Below are 17,171 nucleotides of genomic sequence, written 5' to 3'. Positions count from 1 at the left end.
ATCCCGGAGGGGGGCACCCCGGGGCTGACCCCGCGCTCCCGCCAGCTCGAGTTCTTCGTGAAGTCCGCCAACGAGATGATCTACGAGAAGGGCCGCGCCTTCCCGAAGGACGCGGGCATGGGCACGACAGTCGTGGCCGCCGTCGTCGACGCCAAATCCTTGACCGTCGCCCACGTCGGCGACAGCCGCCTCTACCTCTGGCGACGGGGCGAGCTGACCCAGCTCACCGAGGACCATTCGCTCGTCGGCGAGCAGGTCAAGCGCGGCCAGATCACGGCCGACCAGGCGGCGCGCTCGCCGCAGCAGAACATCCTGACCCGGGCCCTCGGCGCGGAGAAGGGCGTGCAGGTCGACGTCGCGGACCACCCGCTGCTGCCGGGGGACGTCGTGCTGCTCGCGACGGACGGCCTCTCCAAGATGGTCGTCGACGCGGACGTCGCCGCGGTGATCGCCGAGTCGCAGGACCCGCAGAAGATCGTCGAGACGCTGATCGCCAAGTCCCGGGCCGCGGGCGGCGTGGACAACATCGCGGTCGTGGTCGCCAAAGTCCCCGCCGAGGGCGGTGGCGGCGCGGTCAAGAATCTGGTGTCGCGCCTGTTCGGGCGCTGAGCTTTCACGAAAGGGAGATATTGATGCCGAAGCTGCTGCTGAAGTTCAACGCGGCCGTCATTAAGGAAGTCGCCATGGAGAAGGAGTCCGTCTCCATCGGCCGGAAGCCCGACAACGACATCGTCATCGACAACCCGGCGATCTCGGGCCATCACTGCAAGCTCACGATGGAAGGCGGCGGCTACTACGTCGAGGACCTCGAGTCCACCAACGGGACCTTCGTCAACGAGAAGCGCATCAAGAAGTCCGGCCTGCATCACAACGACGTCGTGGGCCTGGCCAAGCACGCGGTCGTCTTCCTGAACGAGGCCGAGGTGGCCGATGCCGGCGCGCCGAGCCCTTCCTCCGACGCGACGATGGTCCTCACCCCGCAGAAGCAGGCGGAGCTGGTCGCCGCCTCCTCCGCCGCGGCCAAGCCCGCCGGCGCGGAGAGGTCCGCGTGGCTGCGCGTCATCAAGGGCGCCGTGGACGCGGGCGAGTACGAACTCAAGGGGATGTCCACCTACATCGGCAAGTCCGACCGCGTGCAGGTCCAGATCAAAGGCTCGGGCCTGTTCGGCTCGGCCCCCGAGGTCGCGGCCTCCGTGCACCGCAAGCCCGAGGGCTACATGCTCGTCGCCGTCACCGAGGGCTACCCGGTCGTCAACGGCGCGAAGGTCGCCGGCTCCGTCGTCCTGAAGGAAGGCGACATGATCGACTGCGGCTCGACGACGATGGTCTTCGAGCTCCGCGACTGACGCGGGGCCGCGCCCATGAAGAGGCTCCAGGCGGTGTTGGCGCTCCTTCTTGCTGCGTCGATTCCGCTCCGGGCTGAGACCACGACCGATCCTCTCTGGTATCTACTTTCGACATACGCGCTGACCCCAGACGCCAAAGCGGTCGAATCTGCGAACGACGGCTCCGGAGACGCGAAGGGGCTGGCCTCCCTTCAGTCCGATCTTCTTCTCCTGTCCGATGGGCTAGAGTCCTTCCGCGACGAAGAACAAGCCAAGGAGACCCTCGCCCGTCTCGAGCCGCGCATGTCCCCGGAGTTAAAGCCCTTTTTCCGGGATCGATCATCGGGCCTCGACGCGCTCTACCGCACTTTGGCGGTCGCCGACTACACCTGGGCCGGGCGCTTTCAGGAGTCGTCCTGCGTTCCCTCCGAGAAACGAGCGTCGCTTCTGTCCAACCAGGATGGGCTGTTCTCCACTGCAGCCGGGGAAGCTTCACCTTGGCTGGTTTCCTTATTGGGACCAACCGCGGCCGGCAAAACCGCGGCTCAGGCGCTTGACCAAGCCTCGGCCAAGACGAGGCTTGCGCCGGCCGATTATGAGAAGAAGCGCGCCCGGGCCCGCAAGTTGACCTTGGCGCTCGCCTCGGAAAAGGCGGACGGCGCCGTGCGCGCCAGGCTCTATTGTGCCCGTGCCTCAATCTATGAAGAACTTGCCGCCCATCACCGCGCGATGGAATCGGGTCTGGTTCAGGCGGCACGTTCAGTCGCAAGCCGGCCTGAGGAGAGCGTTTTCGTCGTGGCGTGGAAGGATCATCGCGCCGCCGGGACTTTGCTCCAGACGAAGTCCGGGCCTGTTCTTCTCACCGATGCCTCCGTAGTCGCCGACACCGACCGCCCGTTCCTCTTCGCCTATTCCGGAAGCACCCGGCCAGTCGAGATAAAGGCCGTCGTCATCCGCCGCCAACCGTACCTCCGTTTGGCGGTTCTCGCTTTTTCCGAGGATCAGTCTCGTCCGGGACTCGCCTTGGCGGAGGCCGCTCCCGAGAAAGACGAACTCGTCACCGTGCTCGGCCATACGACGGTCGCGGGACTGTGGACCAAGACCTCCGGCCTCGTCACCAAAACCGGGGAGAGCAGCTTCCAGACCGACGCCGCGATTTCGCCCGAGTTGACGGGAGGTCCGGTCCTCAACGAGGCGGGTGGAGTCGCGGGCTTGCTCGTCCTGCGCCCGGCCGATACAGAGGAAGGCCGATGGCCGGTTGCCATACCGGCGCCTGTGCTCGCGCACTGGCTTAATACCCCCGAATCGGAAGCGACGGGAATCTCCCAGACTGAAGTCATCGAGGACGCCGGTACCGCCGCCGTCCTGAGTCGGACTCGTTCCGGCGCGTTGACGGAAGCCGGCCTTGGAGCCTGGAACATCCCCAGCCTGCCTCCGCCGCCGCGCGTCCCGAACGGCGTCTGCGTGCAGAACTGCGGCGGTTCGTCGTCTTACTCGGGAGGGACCGCATAAGATTCCAGCGGCGCCGGGGAACTCGGCCGCGCTCTCGGCGAAGCTATTGTTCCGCTCGTGAAGACCGTCGTATTCCAAGGCATTCCCGCGTTGTTCCGAAAGATTGGGACAGCGTTCTCGAAATCGAAGACCTCGCCGGCGGCGACGCGCAGCCGTACCGAGGCCCGCGAACTCCCGAAAGTGCAGCCGAAACCCAAAGAGCCTCCCACGCTCAGTAATCTGACCCTTGAGGCCACGCCCTTGGCCGTTGCTCCGGGCGATGAGGTGACCTTGACGGCGTTCGTGACTCTCAGCGAAGGAGAGGCCTCTAAGGAGGGCATCCTCGTCGGCTTCAAGGCGACGCCTGCGACCTTGCTTCGATTCAAGGGCAAGCCGGAAGCCAGGACGAACGCGGCGGGCAAGGCGACGATCGCCGCGATCGTTCGCCGGGATCGTGGGGTCAGGACGGTCAAGACCGGGGACACGAAGGCCGTGAGAGGAAAGTCCGACAGCGCGCAGAACGAATTGGACGCCGAAGTCCGCGCCATGAGCACCGAATCCTTTGAAGCAGCGGAATCCGATGTTGAGGCAAAGACGGACGAGAAGATCGACCTCGAGGCGCAGGCGACTGTCCGAAAATCGCTGACGGCAACGGCCTCCGTCGTCTTGTCGAATGCGCCGGCTATGCCCGAGTGCAAGTTTAGCCCGGTCTCGATTCCGGAAACAGTCGATGAAGATTCGTTTACGCTGAGCTTGCGTCTTACCTGCACCGATATCGAGGGTCAACCCGGAGTCAGACTCGATGGGCATGAATTGACTCTTACCCTCGGACAAGATCCGCAATATACGGCCACGCTTCGAACCGATGCCAAGGGCATCGCAACTGCGATCTTTCTGGCCGGTGATGCGGATCAATCACCATCGACCCCGTCCGTCGAGCGGGCGTCCGATTCCCATATCATTAATGCCGCCAATCCCGGCCCGGCCGTGCTTGACCGAGCGGAAAAGGCCGCCGTAAATCCTGAGACACAGAAGTATATTGTGAAAGGCCTAAGGGCATCGCGTTTTCCTGTCGTCGGGAAAATTGCACTTGCTGCAACTGGGATCGTTCTCGTTGGCGATGCCACTTTCAGTGCTTGGGTTGATTGGAAGGTAAGCAAGGATCAGGAGAAATATGAGAAAGGGAAAGCGGATTTCGCGGACCGGAGCTCCGGACCGGAATCCAGAGGAAACGAGGTTAGCATCCATATTCAGATGTATTCTCAGTCCGGAAAGGGAACTCGTCGATTTGAAGAGAAGAAAAATAATGTTAGTCGGGCGGTTGCCCAGGAAATGTTGACTCGGGTTAGAAAGCAAGCACAAAACAATCTTTCTCCAAAGGAGATGTTTGGCTTTTGGGGTTCACTCTCAGGTGCAAGCAGATATTTGGCGTTAATCGGACCCGGCATCATCGGGCGAAGCAAATCGTTCCCTTTTGGCGAGAAGGGGGAACACCGAATTGATGTTGAGATCAAAGGTAGGTATCCATATGAAGGGGCAAATGAGTAGTCCCGGTCCTCAGAATGCCAGCGCCGTCATCCGCTGGTTCGAGTCTGCGACTCCGATCTGTGGAGCCAATTTCGCTAAGAACGACATTCCCTCCGAATGGAAACCGCATCTCATATTTGCGGAGCCGATTTCGGAGATCGAATATCGTAAACACTTTACGGCCCACATGACGGTAAGGCTGGACCAATTCAACCTGGCCGAGGCGTCGAAAGGCTCGATTGAATCTGCCCAGGCTATAGGCAAGAAACTCATCGCATGGATGGGCCGGATCCCCGGGGTTCAGATATGGGATCTCGCGGCGGGCTTCGTTTCCCAGGAAGGTGCGAGCCCCGAAGTTGTAGGACACTGGATGTTTCGCTATCGAGTGAATGAATCTTGGGGCGTCTACAATGTGTGGATATTGCCGAGGGGAGCAGAGTCTGCGCTACTGATTGCGGCTATCGACGAACGGTATGAATCGCGGGCAATCACAGCGTAATCGACAATAACGACGCCCCGGAGGACCCCCTTCGCCTAGGGCCTCTTGCCGGGCCCCCGCTTACCCGTCCGTCCCTCCTTCGCGCGCCGCCTTCGGGCTATTCTACGGTCATGAAGCGCCTGTTGCTCGCCGGCCTGCTCGTCCTGCCTCTCGCGCTGTCGCGCACCGGCGCCCGCGCCGACCAGGACGACGCCTACGGCAGCCTCGTCAGCCTGGCCGACTCGGCGGCGAGCGACCGGGGCCCCGAGGCGGGCGCCGTCCCGCCCGACGCCCCCTCGATCGAGGAAGCCTCCTCCGCCCCGGCCCCATCCGTCGAAGGCCCCGCTCCCGAGGCCGCGCCGGCCCGGGGCGAGAAGCCCGCGAAGCCGGCTCCCGCTCCCGCCGCCAGGCGCGAGGCCCCTACTAAGGAAGACGACGCCCCGGCCGTGGCGGTCCCCGCCGCGGCGGCGCCCCGCGTGTGGACCCGCGTCTTCGCGTCCCTGCTGCCTCCCATGCGGCGCGCGTCCTCCTTCGAGGTCGCCCTGTCCACCTCTCCCCGGGGCGCCCGCCCCGAGACGGCCCGTCCGTCCACGCGCGCCTCCGCCGCTGGCTCCGCCCAGGGCCTCCTCGAGCTCGTCGCGGCGGCCACCGCCCCCAGCCTCCGGCCGTAATAATCGTCGTTTCGCGCGGCCCGCGGCGGGCGTCAAAAAGAATTGACTTAGATCAATACTCCGGTTGCCCTCCGGGGACTATAATAGGCGAAGCGGAGCCGCGTGGCCGCTACTTCGTCCGTCGGAGAATCCGAGATGAGCGACACCTCCACCCAGCCGAAGCCTTCCCACCTCCCGATCGAGGAGATCGAGTCCGCCGTGATCCGTTTCGCCGGGGACTCCGGTGACGGGATCCAGCTGACCGGCATGCAGTTCACCACCACCACCGCCTTCGCGGGCAACGACCTGTCCACCTTCCCCGACTTCCCCGCCGAGATCCGCGCCCCCGTGGGCACGACCGCCGGCGTCTCGGGCTTCCAGATCCAATTCTCGTCGCGCCAGGTGCTCACCCCCGGCGACGCGCCCGACGTGTTCGTGGCGATGAACCCGGCCGCGATGAAGGCCAACGTCAAGGACGTCAAGAAAGGCGGCATGATCATCGTCAACAAGGACACCTTCAACGCGGCCAACCTGAAGAAGGCCGGCTACGAGGAAGGCAAGAACCCGCTCGAGGACGGCAGCCTGTCCGACTTCCGCGTGATCCCCGTCGAGCTCGGCCGCCTGACGCGCAACGCCCTCGAGGGCATGGGCCTGTCGGCGACGGAGACCGAGCGCTGCAAGAACTTCTTCGCGCTCGGCATGATGTACTGGCTCTACGACCGCCCGATGGAGTCGACGCTGAAGTGGATCGAGGCCAAGTTCAAGAAGAACCCCAAGTTCGTCGAGGCCAACCACAAGGCGCTCCACGCCGGCAACGCGTACGCCGAGACCGCGGAGATCTTCGGCCACCACTTCCGCGTGCGCAAGGCGCCGATCAAGCCCGGCGTGTACCGCAACATCACCGGCAACGAGGCGACCGCGCTCGGCTTCGTCGCCGCCTCGAGCGTCTCGGGCCTGCCGCTGTGGCTCGGCTCGTACCCGATCACGCCCGCCTCCGACGTGCTCCACGAGCTGTCGAAGCACAAGAACTTCGGCGTGAAGACCTTCCAGGCCGAGGACGAGATCGCCGCGATCGGCAGCGCCATCGGCGCCGCGTTCGCAGGCAACCTCGCGCTGACGACCACGTCGGGCCCCGGAGTCGCGCTGAAGACCGAGGCGATCGGCCTGGCCGTCATGACCGAGCTGCCCGTCGTGATCCTGAACGTGCAGCGCGGCGGCCCGTCCACCGGCCTGCCGACGAAGACTGAGCAGGCCGACCTGTTCCAGGCCCTGTACGGCCGCAACGGCGAGAGCCCGGTGCCCGTGCTGGCGGCCGCGACCCCCGGCGACTGCTTCCTGATGGCCTTCGAGGCCTGCCGCCTCGCGGTCAAGTACATGACCCCGGTGTTCCTCCTCACCGACGGCTACCTCGCCAACGGCTCCGAGCCGTGGCTGATCCCGGACGCCGCGTCGCTGACCAAGTTCGGCCGGGAGCCGCTCCCCGCGCTCGGGGACTTCAAGCTGTACAAGCGCGACCCCGAGACGATGGCGCGGTCCTGGCCGATCCCCGGCGTGCCCGGCTACGAGCATCGCCTGGGCGGCATCGAGAAGCAGGACATCACGGGAAACATCTCCTACGATCCCGACAACCACGAGCGGATGGTCCGCCTGCGCGCCGCGAAGGTCAACAAGATCGCCCAGGACATCCCTCCGACCGAGATCCTCGGCGAGAAGAAGGGCAAGGTGCTGCTCGTCGGCTGGGGAGGGACCTACGGGGCCATCACGGCCGCGGTGCAGAACCTCCAGAAGCAGGGCAAGAGCGTCTCCTCCGTCCACATCCGCCACCTCAATCCGCTGCCGCCGGACCTCGGCGACATCATGGCGGGCTTCGAGCGCGTGATCGTGCCCGAGCTGAACATGGGCCAGCTGCTCAAGGTGCTGCGCGCGAAATACCTCGTCCCGGCGACGGGGCTCAACAAGATCAAGGGCCAGCCGTTCAAGGTCTCCGAGATCGAAGCCGGCGTCGAAGCGATCCTCAAGGGAGGCGAATAACATGCCGGCCGAATCAGACAACGAGATGGAGATGCTTCCCGCGGCGGGCCCCATCGTGCAGACCGCCAAGGACTTCAAGTCCGACCAGATGGTCCGCTGGTGCCCCGGCTGCGGCGACTTCGCGATCCTCGCGACCGTCCAGAAGATGCTCCCGACCTTGAACATCCCGAAGGAGAAGTACGTGTTCGTCTCGGGCATCGGCTGCTCGTCGCGCTTCCCGTACTACATGAACACCTACGGCTTCCACACGATCCACGGCCGCGCGCCGACGATCGCGACCGGCATCAAGTGCTCGAACCCCGAGATGCAGGTCTGGGTGGTGACCGGCGACGGCGACGGCCTGTCGATCGGAGGCAACCATCTCATCCACGCGCTGAGGCGCAACGTCGACATCAAGATCCTCCTGTTCAACAACAGGATCTACGGCCTGACCAAAGGCCAGTACTCGCCCACCTCCGAGCTCGGCAAGAAGACGAAGTCCTCGCCGATGGGCTCGATCGACGCTCCGATCAACCCGATCGCGCTGGCGCTCGCCTCCGAGGCGACCTTCGTCGCCCGCGCCGTCGACACGGACCTCCCGTTCCTCGGCGAGGTCCTGACCCGCGCCGCGCACCACAAGGGTTCCGTGTTCATCGAGATCTTCCAGAACTGCATCGTCTTCAACGACGGCGCGTTCGAGTCGGTGGCCGCGAAGGACATCCGCGACGAGAAGATGATGAAGGTGGCCCACGGCAAGCCGATGATCTTCGGCGCGAAGAAGGACAAGGGCATCGTCCTCAACGGCCTCGAGCCCGAGGTCGTCACCTTCGACCCGGCGAACCCGCCCAAGAACCTGCTCATCCACGACGAGAAGGCGCCGTCCGCGACGCTCGCCAACTTCCTCGCGCACATGGCCGAGCCGGTCCCGCAGGGCGTGTTCCGCGACGTCGAGCGGCCGATGCTCCATGAGCTGATGAACGGGCAGATCGACCAGGCCAGGAAGGAGAAGCCGGCCGATCTCCAGAAGCTGCTGACGGGCCCCGAGACCTGGACCGTCGCGGCGTGATAGAGGGAGAGCCATGAAACTTCTCGAGCATGAAGGAAAAGAGATCCTCAAGGCGCGCGGCGTGCCCGTGCCCCCGTTCGGCGGACTCATCAAGACCACGGCCCAGGTGCAGGCGGCGCTCAAGCGCGCCGGCAAGGCCCCGTGGGTCGTCAAGGCTCAGGTCCTGGCCGGCGGGCGCGGCAAGGCCGGCGGCATCAAGCTCGCCAAATCCCCGAAGGAGGCCAAGGACCTCTCCAAGGCCATGATCGGGATGAACCTGATCACGCACCAGACGCACGGCCAGGCGATCAAGGTCAAGGAGCTGCTCATCGAGGGCGGCGTCAAGATCGAGCGCGAGCTCTACTTCTCCATCGTCATGGACCGCAAGAACGCGGGCCCGACCATCATCGCCTCCGCGCAGGGCGGCATGGAGATCGAGACGCTCGCCGAGGAGCACCCCGAGGCGATCATCCGCATGCCCGTGGACCCCAACGTCGGCTTGCGCGACTTCGCGGCCCGCCGCCTCGCCTTCCAGCTCGACATCCCCGCGACCCACACCTCGGCCTTCGTCCGCGTGACGAAGACCTTGGTCAAGGCGTTCATCGAGCTCGACTGCTCGATGCTCGAGATCAACCCTCTGATCCTGACTCCTAAGGACGTGATGGCGCTCGACTGCAAGATGACGACGGACGACAACGCGTTCTTCCGTCATCCCGAGCTCGCGAAGTTCAAGGACCACGAGGCCTCCGCCCTGGAGAACGAGGCGAAGGCCGCCGACATCTCCTACGTCGGCCTCGACGGCACGATCGGCTGCATGGTCAACGGGGCGGGCCTCGCCATGGGCACGATGGACACCATCGCGCTCGCGGGCGGCAGCCCGGCGAACTTCCTCGACGTCGGCGGCGGGGCCAACGAGGAGCGCGTCAGCAAGGCGCTCAACATCATCCTGAAGGACAAGAAGGTCAAGGCGATCCTGATCAACATCTTCGGCGGCATCGTGAAGTGCGACATGATCGCGGCCGGCGTCGTCTCCGCGCTGAAGAAGATCAAGCTGAAAGTCCCGCTCGTCGTGCGCCTGCAGGGCACGAACGTCGAGGCCGGCAAGGAGATCCTCAAGAAGTCGGGCCTGCCGATCATCGCGGCCGACGACCTCTGGGACGCGGCGCAGAAAGCGGTGGAGGCCGCGAAATAAAATGGCCATCATCCTCGACAAAGACTCGAAGATCCTCGTGCAGGGCTTCACCGGCTCGCAGGGCACCTTCCACGCGAAGCAGTGCCTCGACTACGGCACGCAGATCGTCGCCGGCGTCACCCCCGGCCGCGGCGGCCAGACCCATCTCGACCGCCCCGTCTTCAACACGGTGCACGACGCGGTCCGCAACACGGGCGCGTTCGTCTCCCTGATCTTCGTCCCGGCCCCCTACGCCGCGGACTCGATCATGGAGGCCGTGGACGGCGGCTGCTCGACGGTCATCTGCATCACCGAGGGCATTCCGGTCCTGGACATGGCGAAGGTCAAGCGCTACATCCAGCAGGTGGAGCGCTCGGGCCGCGAGATCACCCTCATCGGGCCGAACTGCCCCGGCGTGATCACCCCCGGCCAGTGCAAGGCCGGCATCATGCCCGCCTTCATCCACAAGCCCGGCGGCATCGGCGTGGTGTCCCGCTCCGGGACCCTGACGTACGAGGCCGTCGACCAGCTCACCAAGCGCGGCTTCGGCCAGTCCACGGTCGTCGGCATCGGCGGAGACCCGATCAACGGCTCCAGCTTCTCCGACATCCTCGCCAAGTTCGAGGAGGACGAGGCCACCGACGCCGTCGTCATGATCGGCGAGATCGGCGGCTCGGCCGAGGAGGACGCGGCGCGCTTCTTCAAGGACAAGATGACCAAGCCCGTGTTCGGCTTCATCGCCGGCAAAGCCGCTCCCGAGGGCCGCCGCATGGGCCATGCGGGCGCGATCGTCGAGGGCGGGGCCGGCACGCACGCCTCGAAGATCAAGGCCATGCGCGAGGCCGGCATCACCGTCGTCGAGAACCTCTCCGGCATCGGCGAGGCCGTCGCGAAGTCCCGCAAGCCGCTGGCCGCCTAAGCTGGACAAGAAAAGGCTCGTCGACGCCAACGTCGCGGGGCACACGCTCCTGCCGCCTCCGCGCGAGGTGACGGGCCAGCTTCCCGCCTCCGAGGCGAGCCTCGAGACCGTCGCGGCCGGCCGCCGCGCGATCCTCGACATATTGGACGGGAAAGACGACCGTCTGCTGATGGTGGTCGGTCCATGCTCCATACACGATCCCAAGGCCGCCCTCGAGTACGCCGGCCGCCTAAAGGTTCTCGCCGACAAGGTCTCCGACCGCTTTCTCCTGTGCATGCGCGTCTACTTCGAGAAGCCGCGCACGACGATCGGCTGGAAGGGGCTCATCAACGACCCCGACATGAACGACTCTTTCCATATCGAGGCCGGGCTGAAGCTCGCGCGGCGCCTGCTGCTCAAGATCACCGAGCTCGGCCTGCCGACGGCCACCGAGGCGCTCGATCCGATCACCCCGCAGTACCTCGCCGACCTCGTCTGCTGGTACGCGATCGGGGCGCGCACGATCGAGTCGCAGACGCACCGCGAGATGGCCAGCGGCCTCTCCACGCCCATCGGCTTCAAGAACGGGACCGACGGCAACATCCAGGTCGCGCTCGACGCGATGAAGTCCGCGCTGATGCCGCACCACTTCCTCGGCGTGGACCCTGACGGCCGGATCTCCGTCTACCGAACGAAGGGCAATCGCTATGGCCACGTCGTCCTGCGCGGCGGCAAGTCGCCCAACTACGACGAGTCGAGCATCGCCCTGGTCCGCAAGGCCCTGCATGCGGCCAAGCTGCCCGAGCGGATAATGGTCGACTGCAGCCACGGCAACTCGAGCAAGGACCACCGCCGCCAGCCTGCCGTGTTCGCCGACTGCCTCGCGCAGCGCGCGCGCGGCGAGAACAGCCTCATCGGCGTCATGATCGAGAGCAACCTGAACGAGGGCAATCAGCCGATCCCGCGCGACCTCAAGCGCCTGGAGCACGGCGTGTCCGTGACGGACAAGTGCCTCGGCTGGGAGGCGACCGAGAAGATGATCCTCGCCGCCTACGAGTCGCGCTGACCGTTCGGCGAGTCGTGACTATCCCCAAGATTCACAGGCAAGCGGCCAAGAACTGTCGTCAACGACAGTTGCGGTCCAGGGTCCTTCGCCGCCCAGACTCCGCCAGGGCCCGGCTCTTCAACTGCTGCCGATACCCGGTCAGCGCGCGCCGAGCGGATAGCTGCCGAGGATCTTGATGTCCGCGGCGTCGGCGCCGAGCTCGGACAGCGCCTTCTTGACGGGCGCGTCCTCCATGCCGCCCACCAGGTCGACGAGGAAGACGTAGGCGAACGGGTCCGTCGCGACGGGCCGCGACTCGAGCTTGGTCAGGTTGACCCCGTTGTCGGCGAAGCGCTTCAGGCAGCCGAGCAAGGAGCCCGGGCGGTGCGCGGCCTTGAAGGCCACGCTCGTCTTCTCCATCTTGAGGCCGGGGGGGACCTTGTCCCGGCGCGCGAACACGCCGAAGCGCGTGATATTGTTGCTGGCCGACTGGATTTTCTCGGCGAGCACCTCGAGGCCGTAGATGGCGCCGCAGCGCCTGGGAGCGATCGCCGCCTCGCCCGGCCTCCCGTGCCCCGCGATCAGCTCGGCGGAGCCGGCCGTGTCGTACTCGGGGACCGCCTTGAAGCCGTGCGAGTTGAGGAACTCGCGGCATTGGGCCAGCGCGATCGGGTGGGAGTACACGCTCCAGACGTCGGCGAGCTTCACCCCCGGCTTGGCGAGCAGGCAGTGGTCGATCGGCAGGTAGACTTCGTCGATGATGAAGATGTCGTGCGCGAGGAAGAGGTCCAGGTTGACCCCGACCGGGCCCGCGATGCTGTTCTCGAGCGGAAGGATCCCGTACTCGGCGCGGCCGGAGTCCACGGCCTCGACGACCTGCTCGCTGTACGGGAAGCCGTCGGGCTCTCCCTCCGGAAAGCGCTTGAGCGCGGCCTCCTCCGAGTAGGCGCCGCGCACGCCCTGGAAGGCGATCCTCACCGGCGGACCCTCGCGTCGACGCGGCGCAGCGCGGCGAGGAAGCGGCGGCGCATCGCGGGCGCGTAGGCGTTGTAGCGGTTCATGTCGCGGAAGAGCTGGGCGGTGTCGTTCTGCACGGTCTGCAGGATGCGCAGGAGCCTCTTGTAGCCCTCGGTGTCGATGCCCGTGGGCCGGGCGCCGTAGTCGAGCAGGCCCCGGCCGATGAAATGGGTCAGCACCAGCGAGGTCGCCATCCGCCGGTCGTGCTCTCGCGGCGTCATCTCGACGAGCTCGAGCCCCTTGCGCTCGAACGCCCGCTTGACGCGGGCGTAGCGCTCGGCGCCGATGCGCACCTTGCACACCGCGATCTGCCGCCCGCGCAGGGACTCGGCGGCGCTGTCGGGGCCGAAGTTGGGGTGCGTCCCGAGGATCTCGACCGAGCGCGGCAGGAGCCGCTTCATCGCGCGCACGGGATGCTCCTTGACCGAGCAGACGTCGACGACCAGCGCGTCCGCGCGCAGCAGGCCGCGGATGCGCCTCAAGAGCGGCTCGAACGCCGCGATCGGCACGCAGGGGACGACCACTTCCTGGCGGCAGACCTCCGCCAGCGGAGCGGGCTCGGCGCCGAGGGCGCGGACCCGGCGGGACACGCGCCGCTTGTCGTAGACCTTGATCTCGTGCTCGCGGGCGAAGTGGCGCGTGAGCAGCGCTCCCAGGCGGCCGAAGCCGATGATCCCGATCCTCACAGCGCGGCCTCGATGCGGGCGAAGGCCTCGCGGAGCACGGGCTCGGGCGAGGTGAAGCTGAAGCGCAGGAAGCCCTCCATGCCGCAGGCCGAGCCCGGGACGACGGACACGCCGGCCTTCTCGAGCAGGTGCTCCGCGAGCGCCGCCGAGTCCTTGAAGCGCTTCCCGAGCAGGCGGCGCGCGTCGGCGAACACGAACAGGCCGCCGCGGGGCTTCACGCAGTCGAAGCGGCGAGAGGCCAGCGCGTAAGCGAGGTCCCGCCTCTTCTGGAAGACCGCGCGGCGGCGGTCGAGCTCGCCGGGTCCGAGGCCGAGCGCCGCGATCGCCCCGCGCTGCGCGAAGGTGCAGACGTTGCCGGTGACGTGCCCGTGCAGGCGCCGCGCCGCGCGCGCGATCGCGGGCGGCGCGGCCAGGAAGCCCACGCGGAAGCCGGTCATCGAGAAGCTCTTCGAGAAGGTCTGCACGGTGATCGTGCGGCCCGCCGCTCCCAGGGCCGCGACGCTCGCGTGCGCGGCGCCGTCGTAGACGAAGTCCTCGTACGCCTCGTCCGAGACTATCAGGAAATCGCGCTTGGCCGCCAGGCGCGCGAGGGCGCGCAGGGCCGCCGCGGGGTACACCGCGCCGGTCGGGTTGTTGGGCGAGTTGATGATGATCGCGCGGGTGCGGCGGGTGACCGCGCGCGCGACGGCGTCGAGATCGAGCTGGTGCGCCCGGGTCTCGACGAAGACCGGCTCGGCCCCCGCGAGGCGCACCGACTCGGGGAAGGTCACCCAATACGGGCGCGGGATCAGCACCTCGTCGCCGGGCCCGCAGATCGCCTGCAGCGCCTCGTACACGGCCTGCTTGGCGCCGTTCGTGACGACGACGTCCTCCGGCGCGACGGCGATGCCGTCGACCGCCCGGAGCTTGCGCGCGATCAGCTCGCGCAGCTCGGGCAGGCCGGCGGCGTCGCTGTAGCGCGTCTCGCCGCGGGCGAGGGCGCGGCGCGTGGCCTCGCGCACCGCGGGGGGGACGGGAAGGTCGGGCTCGCCCTCGAGGAGGCTCAGGACCTCCCGCCCTTGGGAGCGCAGCCGCGCCGCGGCGACGGAGAGGCGGAGCGTCGCCGATTCGGCGACCGCCTCCGCCCTCTTAGAAAGCCTCATGATACTGCGTCTCTTTGGAGTTCATCATGATCAGGCGGAACAGCACCTCGACGAACTCGTCGTTGAGCTTCTTCTTCCGGCCGAGCTTCTTGACCCGGTCGACCAGGGCCTGCTCGCGCTTGCGGTCGTAGATGGGGACGTCGAGCACCTTCTTGATGCGGGCCAGCCGGATCACCAGCTCGCGCCGCTCGCCGAGCAGGGCGATGATGCCGTTGTCGGCCGCGTCGATGCCGGTGCGGATCTCGTTCAAGTCGCTCTTGATGTCGCGCTTCATGCCGTCATTCTATTACATTGGCCGGCTCCGGGCGGGGACGCGGGAGGCAAGAAAATGTCACCGCACGGCAATGACGGCGCGCCCGATCCCGGCGCTATAATCGCGCTCAGGAGATCCAAGGAGCGCGACATGAACGATCGAGCGGTTTTTTTCGAGAAGGACGGGACTCTTGTCGAGGACGTGCGTCACGGGGCGGATCCCGCGAAGCTGAAGCTCCTGCCGGGCGCGACGGAGGCGCTCGCGCGCCTGAGGGAGGCGGGCTACCGTCTGTTCATCGTCTCGAACGAGCCCGGCGTCGCCCGCGGCAAGTTCCGCGAGGAGGCGCTGGCGCCCGTGGTGCGCCGGCTCGAGGAACTGCTGGCGGAGGAGGGGGCCGCGTTCGAGGGCTTCTACTACTGCCCTCACGACCCCGAGGGCCGCGTGCGGGCCTACGCCGTCGAGTGCCGCTGCCGCAAGCCGTCCCCGGGGCTCATCGAGGACGCCTGCCGCGAGCACGACATCGACCCGCTGCGCTCGTGGATGATCGGCGACGTCCTCGACGACGTCGAGGCCGGGCGGCGCGCGGGCTGCCGGACGGTCATGATCGACAACGGACACGAGACCGCCTGGCGCCGCGGCCCGAACCGGGCGCCGCACCTGACCGTGAAGAACATCGCGAAGGCGGCGGAACTGATCCTGCTCAGCCCCGCCTGAGCGGCCGCGGGCCTCAATCCGGCGGCGGCAGATCCTCCGGCGGGGGCGGCAGGCCGCGCGGAGGCGCGGGAGCGACGTCGCCCGCCGGAGGAGGCGTCGCGGCGGCGCCCGGCTTCACCGCGTCGAGCCTTCGGCCGTCGTAGTCGAAGAGGGCGACGGACCCGTTCTCCAGTTCGACGGCGATCGTCGGCGGCGCGTCCGGCGCGGCGCTCGAGAATCGGACCTTGCGCGCGCCCCTCCCGAGCAGACGCAGGTAGGAGGGCGGCTGCCTCGTCTTGTCGTAGAGGACGGCCTGGGCGTCGGGGCCCGACACCTCCACGAGACGGCGGCCGTCCGGGCTCGCCCAGGCGTTCGCCGCGCCGGCCGGCGCGGCGGCGGGCGCGGCGTACCCGGCCCGCCGCACCGCCTCGTACGGGAAATAGCCGTCGTCGAGGTAGACGTAGCGGACGCCGCCGGGGCCGGGCCACCACCAGAACCCGTCGTGCCAGTAGACCCAGCGGGAATAGCCGGCGTCCCACGTCCACCAGTAGCCGCCGAAGGGCCGCAGCCAGTAGTAGCCCGCGCCGAACGGATAGCCGTACCAATGCACGCGCCCGTCGAAATGGTGGAAGTGCCGCCGGGCGGGAGCCGGGACGGCCCCTTCGCGGCGGCGGATCGTGACCGGGCCGGACGCCGGGGCGGCGGCCGAGGGGCGGATCGGACGCCGCTCGTCGTCGCTCGGCGCGGCGCCCGTCTCGCGCTTCGGCCCGATCCCGACGGCGCCGAGCAGCGCCGTCAAAGCGAGCAGGGCCAGAGGGCGGGCTTCCGGTCTCACCATCGCAGGCTCCAACGGGCGGCGATCGTGAGGAGGTCCAGCCGCGAGGAAACGGAGGTCAGGCCCAGGTCCCGGCCCGATCTCGTCGCGCCGTAGGTCCGGCTCACGAGCCCCGTCCAGCCCGCCTCGAGCCCGAACACGCCCGGGCCGGCGAACTCCCAATCGAAGTCGATGCCGAGGCGCGCGGCGGCCGCGAACGCCCAGGCGGCCTCGTCCACGAGGCGGCGGGTCTCGTCGGTGTCGGTGTCGGACCACGCGAAGCCGGGGATCGGAGCGGCCTCGATCCTCGTCCAGGAGCGGCTCGCGCCGGCGCCGGCCAGGATATAGGGCCTCGCGGCGCCTCGATCGAGCAGGTGCCACCGGGCGACCGTCAGCATCAGGAGGTTGTCTCCGAGGACGGACGCGTTCGCGAGGGGAAGGAGGCCGGGCGAGTCCGTCGCCGCGCGGTGGAGATAGTCGAGGTCGAGCCCCGCCGAGAGCCGGCTCGTGTACGACCTCAGGTAGCGCACGCCGAACAGCGGTCCGACGTCGCCGTCGCTCGCCCTGCCGCCGCCGACGGCGGCGAAGTCCACGTCGCTGAGAGGCGCGGCGAGCCCCAAGCCGAACGAGAAGAGGTTCTTCTCGTCGGAGCGCCAGGGCTCCGGCGGGAAGGCGCTCGCCGGGGCCCTCGGCTTCTCCGGAGGAGGGGCCGCCGTCTCGTATTCGACGCTGCGCACCAGGTCGGCGTCGACGCGGCGCGGGCCGGCCGGAGTCTGGATCACGAGCTCCCGGGCGGTGGCGCTGATCACCGTCCCCTCGATCGTCGCGCCGTCCTTGAGGCGCACGACGGCCGCCCCGGCCGGCGCCGCCGTCGAGGCGAGGAGGATTAGGAGGAGCATGCGGGCCGCCTTCATGCGCCTAGTGTA

18 protein-coding genes are annotated in these 17,171 nt (G+C 67.5%); 12 read left to right on the top strand and 6 right to left on the bottom strand.

Going from position 1 to position 17,171, the window contains the following annotated elements; translation table 11 throughout:
* From HYV14_03925 to HYV14_03875, 11 genes are all read left to right on the top strand, one after another.
* Positions 1 to 609: serine/threonine-protein phosphatase (locus HYV14_03925; protein ID MBI2385145.1), on the top strand; the 609-nt coding region annotated here is incomplete at its 5' end.
* A 23-nt stretch (positions 610 to 632) separates the two neighbouring features.
* Positions 633 to 1,346, top strand: coding sequence for an FHA domain-containing protein (locus tag HYV14_03920; protein MBI2385144.1), 714 nt, complete (start codon positions 633 to 635; stop codon positions 1,344 to 1,346).
* Positions 1,347 to 1,361: 15 nt separating this feature from the next.
* On the top strand, positions 1,362 to 2,837 hold the full coding sequence (locus HYV14_03915) for a trypsin-like peptidase domain-containing protein (protein MBI2385143.1): 1,476 nt from the start codon (positions 1,362 to 1,364) through the stop codon (positions 2,835 to 2,837).
* Between the two features lie 57 nt (positions 2,838 to 2,894).
* Positions 2,895 to 4,364 (top strand): hypothetical protein, encoded by a 1,470-nt coding sequence (locus tag HYV14_03910; protein ID MBI2385142.1) that lies wholly within the window; start codon positions 2,895 to 2,897, stop codon positions 4,362 to 4,364.
* On the top strand, positions 4,345 to 4,842 hold the full coding sequence (locus HYV14_03905) for a hypothetical protein (GenBank protein MBI2385141.1): 498 nt from the start codon (positions 4,345 to 4,347) through the stop codon (positions 4,840 to 4,842). The genes HYV14_03910 and HYV14_03905 overlap by 20 nt, the downstream gene beginning before the upstream one ends.
* A 110-nt stretch (positions 4,843 to 4,952) precedes the next feature.
* On the top strand, positions 4,953 to 5,492 hold the full coding sequence (locus tag HYV14_03900; GenBank protein ID MBI2385140.1) for a hypothetical protein: 540 nt from the start codon (positions 4,953 to 4,955) through the stop codon (positions 5,490 to 5,492).
* Between the two features lie 135 nt (positions 5,493 to 5,627).
* On the top strand, positions 5,628 to 7,502 hold the full coding sequence (locus tag HYV14_03895) for a 2-oxoacid:acceptor oxidoreductase subunit alpha (protein ID MBI2385139.1): 1,875 nt from the start codon (positions 5,628 to 5,630) through the stop codon (positions 7,500 to 7,502).
* 1 nt (position 7,503) lies between these two features.
* Positions 7,504 to 8,547, top strand: a complete 1,044-nt coding sequence (locus HYV14_03890; GenBank protein MBI2385138.1) for a 2-oxoacid:ferredoxin oxidoreductase subunit beta — start codon at positions 7,504 to 7,506, stop codon at positions 8,545 to 8,547.
* Positions 8,548 to 8,560: 13 nt separating this feature from the next.
* Positions 8,561 to 9,718, top strand: coding sequence for an ADP-forming succinate--CoA ligase subunit beta (gene sucC / locus HYV14_03885; protein MBI2385137.1), 1,158 nt, complete (start codon positions 8,561 to 8,563; stop codon positions 9,716 to 9,718).
* Position 9,719: 1 nt separating this feature from the next.
* Positions 9,720 to 10,616 carry a succinate--CoA ligase subunit alpha gene (gene sucD, locus HYV14_03880; GenBank protein ID MBI2385136.1) on the top strand — a complete coding sequence of 299 codons (897 nt, stop codon included), beginning with the start codon at positions 9,720 to 9,722 and terminating at the stop codon, positions 10,614 to 10,616.
* Position 10,617: 1 nt separating this feature from the next.
* Positions 10,618 to 11,661, top strand: coding sequence for a 3-deoxy-7-phosphoheptulonate synthase (locus HYV14_03875; GenBank protein MBI2385135.1), 1,044 nt, complete (start codon positions 10,618 to 10,620; stop codon positions 11,659 to 11,661).
* Between the two features lie 138 nt (positions 11,662 to 11,799).
* Here HYV14_03875 and pheA read toward each other — a convergent pair whose 3' ends face one another.
* From pheA to HYV14_03855, 4 genes are read right to left on the bottom strand one after another with little or no spacing between them, the layout of a single operon-like run.
* Positions 11,800 to 12,618 (bottom strand): prephenate dehydratase, encoded by an 819-nt coding sequence (gene pheA / locus HYV14_03870; GenBank protein MBI2385134.1) that lies wholly within the window; start codon positions 12,616 to 12,618, stop codon positions 11,800 to 11,802.
* A complete protein-coding gene (locus HYV14_03865) occupies positions 12,615 to 13,337 on the bottom strand; it encodes a prephenate dehydrogenase/arogenate dehydrogenase family protein (protein ID MBI2385133.1) in 723 nt (240 codons plus the stop codon). Before HYV14_03865 ends, pheA begins: the two co-directional genes overlap by 4 nt.
* A gap of 2 nt (positions 13,338 to 13,339) precedes the next feature.
* Entirely contained in the window at positions 13,340 to 14,485 is a 1,146-nt protein-coding gene (locus tag HYV14_03860) for a pyridoxal phosphate-dependent aminotransferase (GenBank protein ID MBI2385132.1), read from the bottom strand.
* Entirely contained in the window at positions 14,472 to 14,759 is a 288-nt protein-coding gene (locus HYV14_03855) for a chorismate mutase (GenBank protein ID MBI2385131.1), read from the bottom strand. The genes HYV14_03860 and HYV14_03855 overlap by 14 nt, the downstream gene beginning before the upstream one ends.
* Before the next feature lie 129 nt (positions 14,760 to 14,888).
* Between HYV14_03855 and HYV14_03850 the strand changes: the two genes are divergently transcribed.
* Positions 14,889 to 15,452, top strand: a complete 564-nt coding sequence (locus HYV14_03850; protein MBI2385130.1) for an HAD family hydrolase — start codon at positions 14,889 to 14,891, stop codon at positions 15,450 to 15,452.
* 13 nt (positions 15,453 to 15,465) lie between these two features.
* On the opposite strand, the gene HYV14_03845 is transcribed toward HYV14_03850, so the two are convergent.
* Complete coding sequence (locus HYV14_03845) at positions 15,466 to 16,269, bottom strand: hypothetical protein (protein MBI2385129.1); 804 nt, start codon at positions 16,267 to 16,269, stop codon at positions 15,466 to 15,468.
* Positions 16,263 to 17,159, bottom strand: a complete 897-nt coding sequence (locus tag HYV14_03840; protein ID MBI2385128.1) for a hypothetical protein — start codon at positions 17,157 to 17,159, stop codon at positions 16,263 to 16,265. The genes HYV14_03845 and HYV14_03840 overlap by 7 nt, the downstream gene beginning before the upstream one ends.
* Positions 17,160 to 17,171: the final 12 nt, after the last annotated feature.

Source organism: Elusimicrobiota bacterium (assembly GCA_016182905.1).
Taxonomy (GTDB): domain Bacteria; phylum Elusimicrobiota; class Elusimicrobia; order UBA1565; family UBA9628; genus GWA2-66-18.
Note: the sequence above shows the minus strand (reverse complement) of the source record. Positions and strands in the feature narration are given on the sequence as shown.